This window comes from Prevotella sp. P6B1 (assembly GCF_000702825.1).
Classification (GTDB): Bacteria; Bacteroidota; Bacteroidia; order Bacteroidales; family Bacteroidaceae; genus Prevotella.
The window spans coordinates 74,634-93,121 of record NZ_JNKF01000018.1 but is presented as its reverse complement, the minus strand read 5'-3'; the positions used below and the strand labels follow the sequence as shown (position 1 = coordinate 93,121).

At 48.6% G+C, this 18,488-nt stretch carries 16 protein-coding genes and 1 pseudogene; 12 read left to right on the top strand and 5 right to left on the bottom strand.

From position 1 onward, the window contains the following. Positions 1–26: 26 nt before the first annotated feature. The 4 genes and pseudogenes from T495_RS0114875 to T495_RS0114860 form a co-directional block, all read right to left on the bottom strand. A pseudogene (locus tag T495_RS0114875) lies at positions 27–878 on the bottom strand (IS3 family transposase); the annotation flags it as partial. Continuing rightward, positions 863–1,396 carry a helix-turn-helix domain-containing protein gene (locus T495_RS0114870; protein WP_033148910.1) on the bottom strand — a complete coding sequence of 178 codons (534 nt, stop codon included), beginning with the start codon at positions 1,394–1,396 and terminating at the stop codon, positions 863–865. The pseudogene T495_RS0114875 and the gene T495_RS0114870, both read right to left, overlap by 16 nt. Before the next feature lie 111 nt (positions 1,397–1,507). Beyond that, positions 1,508–1,885, bottom strand: a complete 378-nt coding sequence (locus tag T495_RS0114865) for a hypothetical protein (RefSeq protein ID WP_033149261.1) — start codon at positions 1,883–1,885, stop codon at positions 1,508–1,510. A 160-nt stretch (positions 1,886–2,045) separates the two neighbouring features. Then, on the bottom strand, positions 2,046–3,812 hold the full coding sequence (locus tag T495_RS0114860; protein ID WP_033149260.1) for a hypothetical protein: 1,767 nt from the start codon (positions 3,810–3,812) through the stop codon (positions 2,046–2,048). A gap of 147 nt (positions 3,813–3,959) precedes the next feature. Between T495_RS0114860 and T495_RS0114855 the strand changes: the two genes are divergently transcribed. From T495_RS0114855 to T495_RS0114830, 6 genes are read left to right on the top strand one after another with little or no spacing between them, the layout of a single operon-like run. Beyond that, positions 3,960–4,709: a polyphosphate polymerase domain-containing protein gene (locus T495_RS0114855; protein WP_033149259.1), complete on the top strand. Its 750-nt coding sequence runs from the start codon at positions 3,960–3,962 to the stop codon at positions 4,707–4,709. Positions 4,710–4,721: 12 nt separating this feature from the next. Then, positions 4,722–5,402 (top strand): DUF4956 domain-containing protein, encoded by a 681-nt coding sequence (locus tag T495_RS0114850; RefSeq protein ID WP_033149275.1) that lies wholly within the window; start codon positions 4,722–4,724, stop codon positions 5,400–5,402. After that, complete coding sequence (locus T495_RS0114845; protein WP_033149258.1) at positions 5,389–6,141, top strand: DUF2490 domain-containing protein; 753 nt, start codon at positions 5,389–5,391, stop codon at positions 6,139–6,141. The genes T495_RS0114850 and T495_RS0114845 overlap by 14 nt, the downstream gene beginning before the upstream one ends. A gap of 5 nt (positions 6,142–6,146) precedes the next feature. After that, positions 6,147–7,907, top strand: a complete 1,761-nt coding sequence (locus T495_RS0114840; protein ID WP_051652106.1) for a carbohydrate-binding domain-containing protein — start codon at positions 6,147–6,149, stop codon at positions 7,905–7,907. Positions 7,908–7,952: 45 nt separating this feature from the next. Beyond that, entirely contained in the window at positions 7,953–9,065 is a 1,113-nt protein-coding gene (locus T495_RS0114835) for a sensor histidine kinase (protein WP_231495129.1), read from the top strand. Continuing rightward, a complete protein-coding gene (locus T495_RS0114830; RefSeq protein ID WP_033149256.1) occupies positions 9,062–9,787 on the top strand; it encodes a LytTR family DNA-binding domain-containing protein in 726 nt (241 codons plus the stop codon). Before T495_RS0114835 ends, T495_RS0114830 begins: the two co-directional genes overlap by 4 nt. A 10-nt stretch (positions 9,788–9,797) precedes the next feature. On the opposite strand, the gene T495_RS0114825 is transcribed toward T495_RS0114830, so the two are convergent. Then, complete coding sequence (locus tag T495_RS0114825; protein ID WP_033149255.1) at positions 9,798–10,994, bottom strand: porin; 1,197 nt, start codon at positions 10,992–10,994, stop codon at positions 9,798–9,800. Between the two features lie 239 nt (positions 10,995–11,233). Between T495_RS0114825 and T495_RS0114820 the strand changes: the two genes are divergently transcribed. The 6 genes from T495_RS0114820 to T495_RS0114795 all read left to right on the top strand — a co-directional run bounded on the left by T495_RS0114820 (position 11,234) and on the right by T495_RS0114795 (position 18,469). Further along, positions 11,234–11,782: a glutathione peroxidase gene (locus T495_RS0114820; RefSeq protein WP_033149254.1), complete on the top strand. Its 549-nt coding sequence runs from the start codon at positions 11,234–11,236 to the stop codon at positions 11,780–11,782. A gap of 25 nt (positions 11,783–11,807) precedes the next feature. Further along, positions 11,808–12,257, top strand: a complete 450-nt coding sequence (locus T495_RS0114815; protein WP_033149253.1) for a MarR family winged helix-turn-helix transcriptional regulator — start codon at positions 11,808–11,810, stop codon at positions 12,255–12,257. A gap of 68 nt (positions 12,258–12,325) precedes the next feature. Then, entirely contained in the window at positions 12,326–12,838 is a 513-nt protein-coding gene (gene msrA / locus T495_RS0114810) for a peptide-methionine (S)-S-oxide reductase MsrA (protein WP_033149252.1), read from the top strand. 28 nt (positions 12,839–12,866) lie between these two features. Further along, entirely contained in the window at positions 12,867–13,748 is an 882-nt protein-coding gene (locus T495_RS0114805; RefSeq protein ID WP_033149251.1) for a cytochrome c biogenesis protein ResB, read from the top strand. Next, positions 13,745–14,530 carry a cytochrome c biogenesis protein CcsA gene (gene ccsA, locus T495_RS0114800; protein WP_033149250.1) on the top strand — a complete coding sequence of 262 codons (786 nt, stop codon included), beginning with the start codon at positions 13,745–13,747 and terminating at the stop codon, positions 14,528–14,530. The genes T495_RS0114805 and ccsA overlap by 4 nt, the downstream gene beginning before the upstream one ends. A gap of 81 nt (positions 14,531–14,611) precedes the next feature. Continuing rightward, the gene (locus T495_RS0114795; RefSeq protein ID WP_033149249.1) at positions 14,612–18,469 is read left to right on the top strand and encodes a hybrid sensor histidine kinase/response regulator transcription factor; all 3,858 of its coding nucleotides are present in this window, start codon (positions 14,612–14,614) and stop codon (positions 18,467–18,469) included. Positions 18,470–18,488 lie beyond the last annotated feature (19 nt).

The window sequence follows — 18,488 nt, the reverse complement described above, 5'->3', positions numbered from 1 at the left end:
TGAAGTGAACCCCAAAGTTTGGACGGTTAAACAATAGAAGCTGTAAGCATTTTCCTGTATTGTACAGGAGACATGCCATTAAGCCTCAGTTTTATTCTCTCATTATTGTAATACTCAATGTACTCTTTCAAGTCTTTTATGAAGACTTCCATAGAGGTATACTTACCTGGATATAGCAGTTCAGACTTCATGAGACCAAAGAAATTCTCCATCATGGCATTGTCCAGACAGTTTCCCTTGCGAGACATACTTTGGATGATGCCATGTTTCTTTAGGCTATTCTGATAGGCCATATGCTGGTAGTGCCATCCTTGATCAGAGTGTAATACAACGCTCTCAGGCAGCTTTATACGCTTGTACATTTGGTTGAGCATACCGAGCACCATCTCCATGTTGGGTACCTGTGTGATTGTATATGCAAGGATCTCGCCGTCACACATGTCGAGTATTGGTGAGAGATAGGCCTTACGCCCCTCTATCGTCACCTGAGTTACGTCTGTAGCAAGCTTCTGGTAAGGCCTGTCTGCAACAAAATCCCTGTCGATGATATTGGGAGCCGTCTTACCCACTTCGCCCTTATAGGAACGGTATTTCACCTTCCTCACCTCGCTTTTCAGTCCAAGTTCATCCATAAGCTTCTTGACCGTCTTGTGATTAATAAGACGACCCTCATTACGGAGTTCCAGAGTTATACGCCTGTAGCCGTAACGACCTTTATGCTTATGAAATATGGTGTATATCATATCTTTTACTTCCTTGTACCTGTCTTTCTTCTTGCCGTGCTTGAGGTGATAGTAGAACGTGCTACGCGCCATCTTCTTGAGCTCTAGCAGGACATCTAAGTCCGCATGCTCATTACGCCTTAGTTCTTCGATGGCTTGCGCCCAATCGCTTTGTTTCGGGCTTCTCTTTCCTCGACTAAGGCTCTCACTTTTTTTAGCAGGAGAATCTCCAGCCTTAAGCGTTCGTTCTCCTTGCGAAGGCGCTCATTTTCCTTCTCGCATTCTTCTTTTGGGAGTCGTTTCATTCTTACCATACCAGTCTTTGGCCCTCGTTTCTTAGGCGCAAGCGCTTCAAAGCCGCCCTTTTCTACAAGTTGAGCCCAGTCACTCAACGCAGTACTTGATACGCCATATTTTCCAGAAAGCTGGTACAAAGTTAATTCACTTTCTTGATATTCGCGAATGATTTTACATTTTTCTTCATAAGAAAGTTTCTTTTCCCTTTTTCCTTTAGTAATAAGGCCCTGAATTCCATGCTCCTTGTAGGCAGCCAACCATTCATACACATTATTACGATTTAAATTAAGTTTGTCAGACACAGAACGAACTGACTGACCTTGTTCTACCAACTTAAGAATTGCTAACTTTTCTTCTAAACTACGATGTTGTTTCATTTGAACCTTTAAGCTGTGTCCAACTTTCTGGGTTCACTTCAGTACATGGCACCAATAAGCTATACTTTCTCATATTCACTTTTCTTTAGTAGGACATCTCATCGAAAGTTATTATACATATATATATCCCCAGAAACAGAATCTACCTCGGACAATCTGAATCTGATAATCACCAGAAAGATAAGCCGGAAGTAACAAGGATTTCGTGCCAGGCGGAATTACCGTTGAATAAACCACCATACCATTTTCGTCTAACAGACGTAGTGGGCAACCATCGCATGAGGAAGAAAAATACAAAGTATAGTCTTCAATACTGACAGAAGGAACGCGCACAGGAGCCTTCTTTATCGGTTCCCAAGGTTCTGTAGGGTCGAGTATACCTACATGAAGAACAATCTTTTCACCTTCTGTCAGACCTTCATTCAACTCCTCAGCATTGCAAAACAACGCTGAGAAAACTAAAACAATGATAAAAAATATATGTTTCATTTTCAAGTAATTTTAATTTGGCTACAAAGATATCTACACAAAATTAAAGCGCCAAATAAAAACATATCTTTTTATTCGGCAGCACTTTGCAATTTTAGATTTTTACATTATCTAAAACTCTTTATATCAATAAGTTACAGAAATAATTCGTCAAAATTCGTCAAACACCTCTGAGCGCATGAATTAGGTTGGTTTTAAGCGAATGAGCTTCTTTTTTACCATAGAGTTTCTCGTTGGCACGAGTTTTTGCGTTAGAAACGGTGGAGGCCTGTGAGGTTGTCATCTTTGCAATATCTCTCTCGGGGATATCAAGGATTATTAATATGCAGATACGCTGCTCCAACAGGGACAAAGTTTTTCCACTGCCAAAAGACTTAAAAGTGAAAGGATTGTCCTTGCAGAATTGGGAGAGCAACATTTTCCACTCTGCTTCTGTTGGTTCGGGACGCTCGGCCTTTCCTTTGGCTTTCTTTATAAATAACTGAGCAATTGGGCTATCAAGAAAATCATCCAGGTTGTCGTGAGGCAAACTACTATTTTTATACATAGTATTTTCTGCCTGCAACTGACTGATGATTCTGGTCAGTTCGGCCTCTTGATTTTCTTTTTCGACAATCATACCCTCGTAATCCTTGTCTTTCAATTTCTGCAGCTCCTCTTGTACAAAACGTCTTTGCTTTCTCGCATTGGCAAGCGACGATCTCAATCTGGCTATCTTTACTCGCTTTTCTTTTTGGGCTTTTCTATATAACCAGCATATGATGACAATGATAACAGATAAAGCAATAGCAATAAGAATGATATAATTCAGCAGGACTAATGTACTACGGGATTTCTCCCTTTCCTGTTCGGCCTCTTTCTGGCTTCTGCTATAGTTGTAGAGGGCAGACATCTGGTGAATGGCATTGGTTTGCATCCTGTTGTGCAAGGAATCCTGTGCCGCCTCATAAAGATTAGCGAAATGAACGATTGAGTCGATGTTATTTTTCACCTTATATATAGAAAGAAGCCCCTTGTATCCTTCCGACAAATAGCCATTTTCTAAAGCCCTTCGAAAATAGAATTCTGCAGAGTCAACTTGGTTAACGCCAAGTTCAAAGAACCCCTTTATGTAATAGTATCCCTCACGACCTCTTGCGACATTCCCCTTTCTATCAAATAAGCCAGAGTCATGTTCAAATATGTCTATAGCCTGCTGAGCTTTTGATAAGTCATGCTGTTCTACATGAAGATAAATAGCCGTGACTAATAGGGCTGCTGCTCTTTTATGATTCCCTAAACGTCTAAGAGCACAGAACGTATCATCAATTAAATGTAGTACAGAATCCTTTTCGCCAAGAAGATAATATGGTCGAACCAACTGGGCCTTTGCCATGATATACTCCTCCTCATTTGACGTACGCCTTGTATAGTCAATATAATGCTGGAACGCCCAGATTTCATCATGTGGCAGGTTCTGACGATGGAAGATATAAGCCATCTGACCATAGATGCCCCTCAATGTATTAAAATCGCAATCCTTGCTGAGCGTATCAGCAGCAGCGATAGCTGTATAATATGTCTGCAAGGCATTTGGCGCTTCACCCATATCACTATAGGCACGGCCTAACAGATAGCGAGCAAGGACGCATTCGTTGGCAGTACCGTTATCCTCGAAGTAGTCGGCAAGCTGTTGCGGTTCTGCTGTAGAACGGAACACGGTATCAAGTTTGTTATAGGCACTGAGGCGATACAGGCGGTACCGCATCCTGAAATGTCTGCCGAAATCAGCCTCGTGACTACCTAAGCTATCCAGAATCCGTAAGGCGGAATCGGGATGCTCGTCGAGCACAGCCTTGGCACGGTCCAAGGCTGAGATGAAGGTCTGACGCTCAGAGCAGCTCAAAAGCAGGAGACCAAGCAGTATGATATAGCAATACCTTTTCATTATCCTTACAGCTTGCAAAGATACTAACTTATTCCCAATCAGCCAAACAATCGCATAAAAATAATACCCACCAGCGGTTTGTTGAACGAATCTGTGGGTTCGTTGAAAATAATTGGATAGGTCATTATATCGTGCTACCTTTGCGCCATGATTGAATTACTAAAAGCATACGAACCCATCACGCTGGAGGAGATGAAAAGCGTGAAACTGATGAATCGCACAGACACGAAGTTCGTGACGAACATCGACAAACTGAGCCAGCTGCTGCTGTTGGCACAGCGCGACTACTATGTGCAGGACATCGACGGGGAACGTAACCCTGACTATGACACCACCTACCTCGACACCATGGCGTTCGACATGTACACCCAGCACCAATGCGGCCACGCCAACCGCCAGAAGATACGGTTCCGCACCTACTGCACCAGCAAACTGCAGTTTATGGAGGTGAAAACAAAAAACAACCACGGACGCACCAAGAAGAAACGGATAGAGGTGGGCGACATGGACCTGAGAGACGCCACCAAGCGACAGTTCCTGCAGCAGCACCTGCGCTACGATGCCGACCAGTTGCAACCCGTGCTGAACAACCACTTCAACCGCATCACACTCGTGAATAAAGGCATGACCGAACGACTGACCATCGACACCGCCCTGCGATTCCATAATCTGCTGAACGGCGAGAACAAGGATATGGGCCAGCTGGTGGTGATAGAACTGAAGCGCGACGGACTGGTGTATTCGCCCGTCATGCACATGCTGCGCCAGCTACGCATTCACCCTCACGGATTCTCGAAATACTGCATGGGCGAGGCGCTGACCAGTAAGAACCGACTGCCAGTGAACCGCTTTAAATGCAAACTGATAGAGATAGGCAAATTAGTAAAACAACAATAAATAAAAATGTATATGAACCTGCAAGCAGTATTTTCTGCCGACTTTGGCGAGACCCTGTTGCGACTGGCGCTCTGCCTATTCGTCAACTGGGTCATCGTCAGTCGCCTGTATTTCAAGAAGAGCCGCCGTCGCGACTTCTACTTTACCTTTATGATGATATCGGTAGCCATCTATTTCCTGGTCTATCTGATGATGGGCATGGAACGTGGCAAAGCCACCATGGGCGTAGGCCTAGGGCTGTTCGGCATCTTCTCGATCATGCGCTATCGCACCGACTCGATGCCCGTTCGCGAGATGACCTACCTGTTCGTAGTGATATGTCTATCGGTGGTACACGCCATGTCGTCGGCATTGAGCATCGACAGCAACGGCACGACACCAGGCACACCGATGCTGGAACTGATAGCCATCGACGTCATTACCATCATGGCCATCGCCATATTTGAAAAGACCCTGAAAGTAAACGCCACCAAGCTGGTGCAGTACGACCGTATTGAACTGATTAAGCCCGACCACCGCGAGGAACTGAAAGCCGACCTGGAACAGCGACTGGGCATAGAGATTCTGAAGGTGGAAGTGGGTGCCGTGGACTTCCTACGCGACATGGCCATGCTGCGTGTGAGCTACACTGGCGAGAACAACGACATCAACAACAAACTCAAACTTAAAGCAACAGACGATGTACACATGTAAACGACTTATCTTGGGTATTTTTATAGTCAGCTCTACCCTGCCCGCCTTAGCCCAAAGCGAAGGCGGCATGGTGCTGAGCGCAGAGGCCGAGAAGAAAATCAACAAGCAACTGAGCCTCAACATCGAAGCAGCCATGCGAACCCGCAACGACTTCAAGACCATGGACCGCTGGAGCGTGGGCCTGGGTGCCTCGTACAAGCTGACCTCGTGGTTGAAAGCCGACGCAGGCTACATGCTGCTCGATGATAACAACCGCGAAAAGACCACCTATAAGGCATCGGGCGCAGCCAACAAATGGCGCCCCAGCTACTGGGGACTGAAACACCGTGTGTATGCCTCGCTGACAGGCTCGTACCGACTCGGCAACGGCATCAAGCTGTCGCTACGCGAACGCTGGCAGTACACCTACCGGCCGGAGACCACCGTAAAGCGCTGGGACTACGACGACGAGGAATGGGAAGACAAGGTGCGCAACGGTAAAGGCAAGAGCGTGCTGCGCTCAAGGTTCGGCATCAGCTACGACAAGAAGAAAGCCCTGCTGGCACCCTATGCCCATATAGAGCTCTACAACGCATGGGGCATTGAGAAAGTACGCTACACACTGGGTACCGACATCAAGTTAGGCGGTCCACATACACTCACCGCCTTCTACCGCTTCCAGGACATGAGAAACGTGTCGGCCGACGACTACGACCCCGATATGCACTACTTAGGGATAGGATATAAATTTAAATTCTAAAGATAATGAAACAGACTATGATTTGGATGCTGCTGTCAGCATCGGTAATGACCATGACTGGCTGTTCGGCCGACGATCCGTACAGCGATTACTACAACAACTGGGGCAATAACTGGGGGGACAACGAGACACCCACCCAGAACAACAGCGGCAGTTCGACCACTACAGGCGAGCTGACCACCTTTACCGTAAACATCGACAAGACCACTGCCGAGCCCACCTCGACAGTCAGCGCATACCTGCCCGACGAGGAGGATGCCCTGGAAAACAACAGCTTTACCACCGAGGTGGCTATCGACCTCTCGAATCCCACTGCCAAGACTGAAAACGGTGTCGAGATAACCGTGAATGGTGGACACATCACCGCAAACCACGGCTCGACCAAGAACATCTGCTACATAGTGAGCGGTACCACCACGAACGGCTCGCTGACCGTGGTGGGCGACAAGAAATACGAGTTGATACTGAACGGCGCCAATATTACCAATCCCGACTCGGCTGCCCTGAACCTGCTGAGCGGTAAGCGCGCCTATATCGTGTTGGCCGACGGCACCAGCAACACACTGACCGACGGTACGGGCGGCAACCAGAAGGGCGCCCTCTACTGCAAGGGAAAACTACTGTTCAACGGCAGTGGACAGCTGAGTGTTGTCGGCAACACCAACAACGGTATCCACTCGGCCGACTATATCGTATTCAACAAAGGCAACAACATCTATGTATCATCCAGCGCCAACCATGGCATCAAGGCTAACGACGGCGTATTCATCAACGGCGGCATCATCAATGTAGAGGTTTCGGCAGCTGCCGCCAAAGGTATCAACTGCGAAAGTAACATCATCGTTAACGGCGGTCGCACCACCGTGCTGACTACAGGCAACGGCACCTACGACTCCACCGATAAGGAAGCCAAAGGGGCTGCTGGCATCAAAGCCGACTCGACCTTTACCATCAACGCCGGTGAACTGTGGCTGAAGAGCACCGGCAGCGGCGGCAAAGGCATCAATGTGGATATGGAGGCTAACTTTAATGGCGGCAACGTGTATGTGGTGACCGAAGGCGGACAATACAAGAGTAACAACGACACTTCGTCGCCTAAGGGCATCAAGGCCGACGGTAACATCAACATCAGCGGCGGCACCATCTGGGTACGTACCAGCGGCTATAACGGTGAGGGTATTGAGACCAAGAGCAACCTGAACATCACGGGCGGACAGGTGGCCTGCTACGCCTACGACGATGCCATCAACTCGAAGAACGATATGACCATCACTGGCGGTTACGTGTATGCACAGGGGCAGCACAACGACGGTCTGGATGCTAACGGCAACATGTATATCAAGGGCGGACTGGTATATGCCATCTGCTCGGGCACGCCCGAGGTGGCTATCGATGCCAATACAGAGGGTGGCAAGAAACTCTACCTGACAGGCGGTACGATAGTAGCCGTAGGCGGACTGGAGAGTGGCAGCAGTCTGTCGCAGTCGTGCTATCAGACCTCATCATGGACCAAGGACACCTGGTACACCTTGACCTACGATGGCAACACCTTCTCGTTTAAGACACCATCGAGCAGCGGTTCTGGTCTCGTGGTATCAGCCGCTTCCACCCCCACCCTGACATCGGGCACCACCGTAAGTGGCGGCAGCAGCATCTTCGGTGGTATCGGTAATATGGGCGGCACTGCCAGCGGCGGTTCGAGCGTATCGCTGTCGAGCTACACCAGCGGTAGCGGCATGGGCGGCTGGCCCGGTGGGTGGCGCTGACACAATAAATCGCAAATCCTTTCGTTATTATTAGTAGTAATAGGTATGTATTGGATGAAGAATCAGTCGCGACAAGAAAACCTGGCATACTTGGTAGTGTGGAGTCTGCTCTTTGCAACTCCGCTACTGAGTCTGTATCTACGCACCATGAGTGATGACAACCTGAGTTTCCATTGGGAGGAAGTATTTTTTATATGGGGCAGGTTTGCTATCTACCTGCTGTTGTTCCTGCTTCACAACTTCCTGATAGCACCGCTACTGATCCATCAGCACCGCAGGGCATTGTACCTGACGGTGATGGTGGCCATCCTGGCTGGCTTTATGTTCTTTCAGAGCACTCTGCACCCCAGAGTACAGCACCACATGAGAGGACCACGTCCACCACAGATGGAACAGATGGAGCGGATGGACCGGATGGGACCGCGCCCGCCACATTTCGACGGCCGCAGAACACCACCGCCTTTTGTGCGTGAACACGACATCCTGAGCATCGTGGTACTGCTCCTGATGTTCGGAGCCAATCTGGGCGCCAAACTGTTCTTCCGCACCCGTAGCGACCAACGCAAACTGCAGGAACTGGAAAAGCAGAATCTGGAACAGCAACTGGAGTATCTGAAATACCAGATCAACCCGCACTTCTTCATGAATACGCTCAATAACATCCACGCCCTGGTGGATATTGATCCTAAGAAGGCACAGGAGACCATCCTCGAGCTGTCGAAGATGATGCGCTTTGTGCTCTATGAGGGCGACAAAAGCGGGGTGCCTCTGACCAAGGAGTTCGAGTTTATACGCACCTATACCAAGCTGATGCAACTGCGCTTCACCGACAAGGTCAAGATGACCATCGACGTGCCCAACGAGGCACCCGACAAGACCATACCACCACTGATGCTCATCTCGTTTATCGAAAATGCCTTTAAGCACGGCATCAGCTACCAGCACGACTCGTTTGTAGAGATCAAGACATGGGTGGAGCATGGTCACCTCATCTTCACATGTCGCAACTCGAAAGCCGAGAAGCCCAATCAGGAGAAGGGGGGCGTAGGACTGGAGAACGTAAGGAAACGCCTCGACCTGTTATACGACAAGAGATACTCGCTCAACATCAAAGACGAGGCTGACATATATACTGTAGAACTAAAATTACCGTTATGAAGATTCGCTGTTTAGCTATCGACGATGAGCCATTGGCTCTGCAACAAATCGCTACCTATATCAATAAGGTGTCGTTTCTGGAACTGGCTGCCCAGTGCCAGAGCGCACTCGAAGCACGTAAGTTTATGACCGAAGATACGGTAGATGCCATCTTCTGCGATATCAATATGCCCGACTTGAACGGTATGGACTTTGTAAAGACGCTGGCTGCCCCACCCCTCGTAGTGTTTACCACAGCCTACTCGGAATATGCCATCGAGGGGTTCAAGGTGAATGCCGTCGACTATCTGCTGAAACCTTTCGGACTGCAGGACTTCCAGCGCGCAGCAAACCGACTGAAAGAACGGTTGGAGATGAGCGGCAGATGGGCAGAGAGCACATCTTCGGCCGATCAGGATACCCTGTTCCTGAAAACCGACTATCGTATCATCAAGATCAACATCTCCGACATCCGCTACGTGGAAGCCATGAGCGAATATCTGAAGGTATGGTTAGAAGGTGAGGCCAAACCCATCATCACGCTATTATCAATGAAGAAGATGGAGGAACGACTGCCCGGCAATTTCATGCGTATACACCGCTCCTACATCATCAATCTGGATAAGATCCAAGAGGTGAACAAGAACCGCGTGATAATGGATGCCGACACCTATCTGCCCATCGGCGACCTGTACAAAGATACCTTCCAGGCTTATCTGGACACTAAGTTCTTAGGGAAATAAGCGGCAGCACTTAATAGCACTTGATACGGTACATGAAACCGAGCTCGATACGGTTGGTGTTGACTTGACCAAGCAGACTCGACTTGCTGAAATCAATATGCTTGCCGATATAGGTCAGGAACACACGCAGATTCTGAGTCTTGTCGGGATAATACTCCAGTGCGCCAATCCATCCGTAGCTTTTGCGATAGTTACTGAACTGTTCAGAATGCTTCATCGAGGCCGTCTCGTAAGTACCCTTCAACATCAGGTTCCACTGCGGCAGGAACTGCCAGTCGAATTTCGAAATCCAGGTATGGTAATGCACCTTGGCACAGCGTGGATTCATGGGCGCTAAGCTACCTGCCACATCATCAGTAACTATCCCTAAGCGGTCCATATCGTCGAATTCCGCCATATAGTCCACATACCACTGCACCTTGGGCAGATTCAACCGCTGCCCCAACGTGAACATACGTGAGTACATGCCTTGGGCTTCCTTCTGGATACCCCACGCCCAACGGGTCTGCAGTTTATCATCGCAGAAACTGCCATTCCAGTTGGCAATGAAGGTCAACGGGTGATTGGCTTTCTCAAGTGCACGATAGTTGCCTTGACCATCCACCAACACGGGGTTTTCGCCATACGTCTCTTCGAGCGTGCCGTTATTGGCATCGCTCACCATCAGGGCTATCTCCTGGGTAGGCAACGGTTTCAACGAGAGCGTAGCACCAGCCTGGAATATCTCCATGTGGTCCACCATATCGGAATACTGATACACAAACATCGGGTTGGCATCGTACTCGTAGCCACCCCATATCTGACAGATCTTACCAGCCATCAGCGTCACCTTGTCATTAAAATGATAGCCAACCATAGCGATATCGGTAGCCTTCGAGAAGTTGTCGGAGCCCTGAGCATCGTTACGTTTGTTCAGCCGGTGACGCAAACGGTAGAACAACTTGTCAGTGAGGTTACCCTTCAATTCCAAGCGCAACTCCCTATTGGCAAATCGTGTCTGCCATGAGCCTTCGGCATCCGATGCCTGCGCACTGGCAGCATAGTCAATATAGATACTCAGCATATCGTGTTTCTTCTCGACCTTAGCCAAACGCTCGGCCAGGCTCTGGTAGCCGTCATCGTCGCCACCCATGCCTGTGTTTCCTCCCTGCGCTTTGACCATCAGCGCAATACATAACAGACATGCGGATAAAAGTGATTTCTTCATGGATAATATACATTAATCTCTAATTCTGCTACAAATATATATAAAAAATACAAGATTAGCACATTTATTGCCTTTTTTTGCAACAAAGATTAAACATTAAGCAGCCTGCAATCAGTTAAAAGCAACATATATCGCACACGACAAAAGGTTAAACGTTCTTAAATAATTCAATAAATCGCTTGCGATATAAATAATTATGCTTACCTTTGCATCGCAAACGACATATTTAGTATTGGATTATGGCAAAGATTTATGATTTCAAGGCTCAGACGAGCAGAGGTAAGGAGATTGATTTCTCTGACTTTCAAGGTAAAGTCTTGCTGGTGGTCAACACAGCCAGCAAGTGTGGGTTCACCCCTCAGTTTGAAGGACTGGAGGCACTGAACCAGAAGTATAAGGACCAGGGGCTGGTAGTGATCGGATTCCCCTGCAACCAGTTCAAGGAGCAGGATCCCGGTACCGACGGTCAGATTGAGGAGTTCTGCCAGTTGAACTATGGCGTTACCTTCCAGATTATGAAGAAGACCGACGTAAACGGTCCTGCCGCAGAACCTATCTTTGAGTATCTGAAGGAACAGGCACCCACCGAGGACTACAACGGATTGAAGGCCAAGGCAGCCAAGACTCTCTTCAAGGCTATCAGTAAGAGTGTGGAGAAAGATAGCGACATCAAGTGGAACTTCACCAAGTTCCTGATTTCGAAGGATGGCGAGACCATCAAGCGCTACGCTCCTACTACAGAACCCAAGGATTTTGAAAAGGACATTGAAGAGATGCTCTCGAAGTAATCAGTGAATAGTTTCGATAGTCAATATGCACGAAGAATTAAAACTCGATAATCAGATATGCTTCCGCCTCTATACAGCGGCACGACTGATTACACAGGCCTATACGCCGATGCTCAACGAACTGGGCATCACCTACCCACAGTACCTGGTATTGATGGTGCTGTGGGAACAGGACGGTCAACCCGTTAACGACATTGCGCACCGGCTGTTGTTAGAGACCAATACGGTGACACCTTTGCTGCAGCGCATGGAGAAGCTGGGTATCGTAGTGCGTCAGCGTGGCAAGGAGGATAAGCGCCAGCAGATTGTATCGCTGACCGAAAAAGGAAAAGCGATGGAAGAGCAGGCATACAGCATCATCCCTGCCGGCATGGGCGAAGAGTTGAAAACCTGTCCGTTCAAGATGGAGGATTACGTTCATTTTGCCAGCGAACTCGACACCATCATTGATACTTTAAGAAGCAAAGAAAAATAAATAGCAACACAAAACGTTTATATATATAACGGCATTATTGCCATCATTACTTAATAAAAAAAACTAATATGGAGAAAGAAATCTATCTGGCGGGAGGTTGCTTCTGGGGAACAGAGCACTTCTTTAAGCAGATTGAAGGCGTAACAGAAACTGAAGTTGGATTTGCCAACGGTCATACGGAGAACCCCACCTACAAGGAGGTATATACTGACCAGACGGGCTATGCCGAGACCGTCCGCATTAAATACAACCCCGAGGTAGCCAGCTTGGCATTCCTGCTGAGAATGTTCTTCAAGGCCATCGACCCCACCAGTCTGAACAAGCAGGGCCACGATGAAGGTACCCGATATCGTACCGGTATCTACTATACCGACGAGGCCGACCTCGAAACCATTAACATGGTGTATGCCGAGGAGCAGCAGAACTACGACCAGCCATTGGCTGTTGAGAAAGAACCCCTACAGAACTTCTACTCAGCAGAGGAGTATCATCAGGACTATCTCGACAAGAACCCCACGGGCTATTGTCATCTGCCGTTAGAGCTGTTCAAGTTTGCCAAGCAGGCCAAGGATAAAAAATAGATACACATCTGAGAAAGGTTAACAATATATGTGGAATAAACCTTGGACAATGAAAGAAGGCTTCCTGATTGGAGGCGGTCTGATTGTAACAGGTCTGGCACTTGAACTGAGTGTCGGACCTGTGGCATGGAATACATTTGCCTGGCCCGTCAACGGTATCGTACTGGCGGGCTTCCTGGCTATCATCGCCTTATTGTTCCTGCTACGGAAGAAAGCCTATGCCTTTCAGTTCTTAGGCACCTCGCAAGCTGCCATACCAGCCATGATCTACGCCGTGGCACTCACAGTGGTAATGGGACTGACCAGACAGGAGCCCCATGGCTCATGGCTGAGCAATATGCTCACATTCTGGCCATTCGTGCTTATTTATGTATATATCGCACTGATTCTTGGCATCATCATCCTGCGCCGTCTGGTTCATCTATCCAGCTGGAAGCGCGACATTCCCTTCCTGCTGAATCACCTTGGACTGTTTCTGGCACTCACCACAGCCACACTGGGCAATGCCGATATGCAACGCGTCAAAATGATAACTACCATCGGGCAACCCGAATGGCGTGCATTAGACGGTGACCAGATCAAGGAGATGCCCCTCAGCATCGAGCTCAAGAAATTCATCATGGAGACCTACCCTGACGGCTCGCCAAAACGTTTTGCCTCAGAAATAAAGATTCTGACCATGACAGGTAAACACATCCAGACCACCGTCGATGTCAACAAGCCTTATGAAGTGGACGGATGGAAAATCTACCAGTATGGCTACGACACCCAGATGGGAGCTGAAAGTCAGATATCCATACTCGAACTGGTGAGCGATCCTTGGCTGCCGCTTGTCTATTCAGGCATCTACATGATGCTGGCTGGTGCGGTATGTATGTTTGTAACAGGAGGAAGGAGGAAACGCGTATGACTTGGGAACATTTTATATATTTTGCGATAGCAGCCGTTTTACTATGGGCTATCGGTGCCTATGCCGCCTGGCGCAACAAGACCGGCATGGTTTATGGTGCCACAATCATTGGACTGTTAGTATTCTTCAGTTTCATCGTCTCAATGTGGATATCACTGGAGCGTCCACCCTTGCGCACCATGGGGGAGACACGACTATGGTACTCCTTCTTCCTGCCACTGGCCGGACTGACCGTTTATTCACGTTGGAAATACAAGTGGATACTTTCGTTCTCAACGATACTCTCGCTGGTATTCATCTGTGTAAACCTGTTCAAGCCCGAGATTCACGACAAAACTCTCATGCCGGCTCTGCAGAGTCCGTGGTTTGCACCTCACGTCATCGTGTACATGTTTGCCTATGCCGTACTGGGAGCTGCGGCTGTCATGGCCATCTATCTGCTCTTTTTCAAAAAGAGTGCCATTGCCGATGAAGAACTTGACATCAGCGACAACCTGGTGAACGTAGGACTGGTATTCCTAACCTGTGGTATGCTCTTCGGAGCACTATGGGCCAAGGAAGCTTGGGGGCACTACTGGTCGTGGGATCCCAAAGAGACATGGGCTGCCATCACCTGGCTGTCGTATCTCATCTACATCCATTACCGGCTGTTACCCAAGCACAAGCCACAGCTGGCTCTATGGGTGATTATCGTGTCGTTTGTTCTCCTGCAGATATGCTGGTGGGGCGTCAACTATCTCCCATCGACAGCAGGCGCAAGTGTACATACTTATAGCAGTTAGAAACATTTTTCCATGACTATGAAACAAAAACCTATGGTCATTCCAAGGTTTTTGTTTAATTTTGCAGCAAAATGATACAATATGAGACATCTATTGACTTCTTTGCTGCTTTTTGTTGTGTCGCTAATGGCACATGGACAGGCCGGACAATTCTTTCCGTCGGAACGTTTTTCGAGCGGACTGATTAACGATGTATGTCAGGATAAATACGGCTACATCTGGATAGCAACCGAAAACGGGCTTAACAAGTTCGACGGCTATCGCTTCACCACCTACTTGTCGCAGCCCAACGACTCTACCACCTTGAGCAGCAATATTGTCACCAGGCTCTATTGCGACAAGAAAGGGCAGTTATGGGTGGGCACCCGAACCGGATTATCGCGCTACGACTATGCATCCGACCGGTTTATCCACTACACGTTTCCTACCCAACTAAGTCCACGCGTCATATCCACTCTTGAAAGAAAGAACGGCGAGTTCCTGGTGGGCACATCAGGCAGGGGACTTTACACCCTGAAAGATAATACCCTGCAGAAAGTGGCCGATGGCTATACCACCAGTAGCGGTAACTGGTATTACAATCAGATGATGGAAGACCATCAAGGACGTTTCTGGAAGTGCGGCTATGGTGAAGAGATTACGATGAAAGACCAGAACAGGGTACACCAGTTCTTTGTAGAGCAAGGCATCGTGGCCAAGATTGTTGAGACCGAGGGCGACATCCTTATTATCTGCCAGCATGGCATCAGCCGCTATCACCAAGGACAAATAACGAAGGCTGATATCGACTTATCGGCACTTGCAGGCGATAATGTTGTCATCAGCAGTGCATACCAAAGCAGAAAAGGCGATATATATATAGGAACACGAGGCGACGGATTGTTTATCCTGAAAAAAAACTGCAAGAAATTGGAACGTGTAGAATGCCAGTTGAACGGTCTGGATCTGAACACCGCCAAGATATGGTGCATCCACGAAGACCGCATCGGTAACATCTGGTTAGGATGCCAGTCAAAAGGTCTGGTCATGATACCCCGCATCCAACCACAGTTCTCATCATGGAGTTTCTCATCGCAAGGCTATCGTATCAGTTCAACGGTCACCGCGGTATGCAAAGGCGACCAGGATATCATCTGGGCAGTGGTACAGGGTAGCGGTGTCTTTGGATTCGATAAGCGAGGCCATATCGTGGCACATCCCGCCTCACCTCCATCGGCCGAATTCATCTACCGTGACCGGAAGGGACGCTACTGGATAGGCAGCGACAAGGCACTCTATTCATACGACCCACTGACAGGTAGGTCACAATACCAGATTACCTTTGTCTGCGACAAGGTGAACGACATGACCGAATTAGGCGATGGTCGCCTCTTCATCTCCCTCTACTCACGCGGTTTCTGCATCTACAACCCGGAGGACCATAGCATTAAGCAGTTTCTGGCTACGCAATACGATGCCGTCAGAGGACAGCTGCATAACAACTGGATCATGGCCATGATGCCCGACAGAAACGGGTGTATCTGGATGGCTACCTCAGCAGGTATCTCGTGCTATGACCCGAAGAAGGACAACTTCCACCCATACGGTTGGGAGAATCTGTTGGAAGGAACCATGTGCTATTCACTTTGCGAGACGCAGAACGGCGACATACTCATCGGCACCGACCAAGGCCTGTTCACCTACCATCAGAACAATCAACAGGTATCCCGATTCGACTATGGCGACGCCCTGTCCAACAAAGTGGTAGGCTATATTGTCAGAGCCAACAACGGTGACATCTGGTGCGCCACCTCTATGGGCATCTGGCAGTTCGACCATAACAAAAAGAACTTTATCGGTCATGTCAGCGGCAATGGACTGACCACCAAGGAATATATCAACTGTGTGGGCATGCATACCAACAACGACATGGTTTATTTTGCCAATAACGATGGACTGACCGTATTCAACGCCGCACAAGTCACTGGCAGTCATAAGGATCTGCCCCCCATCAAACTGACAGGCTTTTATATCGCAGGCAATCTGATAACCGAGGGACCTGTAATTGAGACCGACACCTATCAGGTATCCTACCTCGACAACAGCATCGCCCTTGAGTTCTCGCTATTAGACTTTATCAGTCCTGATAATATCATCTATGAATACAGGATCAACGGGTCGAAATGGATACAAAAACCCGAGGGTGAGAACAGCATCCAACTCAGTCATCTGCAGCCTGGCACCTATAAGATTGAAGTCAGAGCCTTGTCGGCAGGTGTCTACTCTGAGATCAAGACCATCTTAGTAGAGGTGACACCACCATGGTATCAGTCGACCTGGGCGTATATCATCTATCTCATCATAGCCATGTTATTACTGGCAGCCTTGGGCTTGAATCTGCGCCGCAAGGCCCATCAGCGAATGGATGAGGAGAAAATGAAATTCCTGATGAATGCCACCCACGACATCCGTTCACCGCTCACCCTGATTATGGGGCCACTGGCCAAACTGAAGAGCATTGCCACCAACAGCGAGGAGCAAGGTTATATCGACACCATCGACCGGAATGCCCAACGCTTGATGCTGTTAGTGAACCAGATTCTGGATGAACGCCGCATCGACAAGAACCAGATGCAGCTGCACTGTAGGGAGACCAATCTGGTAGAATTTATCAGCGGCATCTGTAAGCTGTATCAGTATAATGCCAGTCAACGTAATATCACTTTCATGTTCGAGCATGAGAAGAACCATGTCTTAGCATGGGTTGACCGCATCAATTTCGATAAAGTCATCTCCAACCTACTCTCCAATGCCTTTAAATACACCTTTGATGGCGGTGAAGTGAAAGTAGTACTGCGCGAGACAGAGAAGGAGATTGAAATACAAGTGATTGACTCTGGGGTAGGTATCAGAGAAGAAGAGGCCGAAAAACTGTTCGACCGTTTCTATCAGGGACGAAGTGCCGACGACCTGGGCATGCGAGGTACAGGCATCGGACTGAACCTCAGTCGCTCAATCACCCAGATGCATGGAGGACAGATCAAAGCCATGAACCGTAAGGATGGGGAGCGAGGCGCCTGCTTCATTGTAACCATCCCCAAGGGACATGCCCATCTCAAAACAGAACAGATCATCACTGATGCGCCTGCCCGCGAGGTTCTCTCGGCAGGTATCGGCACCAAGCAGGCTTTCCACCAGTTCCATATCCTTGTGGTGGATGATGACCAGGAGATAGCCGACTATATCACCAGCGAATTGGGTAATCACTATCATTTCGACCATGCTCCAAACGGCAAAGAAGCTCTGAAATGCCTGCTCACTCAACAGTTCGACCTGGTTATCAGCGATGTGATGATGCCTGAGATGGATGGTCTCACCCTGCTGAAACGTATCAAAGACAATCCGCAGATTTCGCAGATACCTGTCATCATGCTCACCTCGAAAGCCGAAGTGGAGAACAAACTCGAAGGTCTGAAGTCGGGCGCCGATGCCTATATCGCCAAACCCTTCAGCATGGAGGAGTTGCATATCCAGATAGACAATCTGATAGATAATATCCGTAGATTACGCGGAAAATTCAGCGGTGCCGCCCAACAGGAGGAGCGTGTGGAGAACATCCAGGTAAAAGGCAACGACGATGCACTGATGGAACGTGTCATGCGTTCTATCAATGCCAACATGTCGGATCCGGAATTCAATATCGACACACTTGCCGCCGATGTGGGCATCAGTCGAGCCCAGCTGCATCGCAAGATGAAGGAGATTACCGGCATCTCGAGTGGTAAGTTCTTGCGCAACCTGCGCATGGAGCAGGCTGCCCGACTGCTACGCGAGAGCAAGGTGAATGTATCGCAGGTAGCCTATAAGGTTGGCTATGCCGATCAGGCCCATTTCTCAACCGCATTCAAGACACATTTCGGCATGTCGCCCTCAGAATATGTTGAAACATATAAGGAGTAATATCTTACCGAATAGGGAG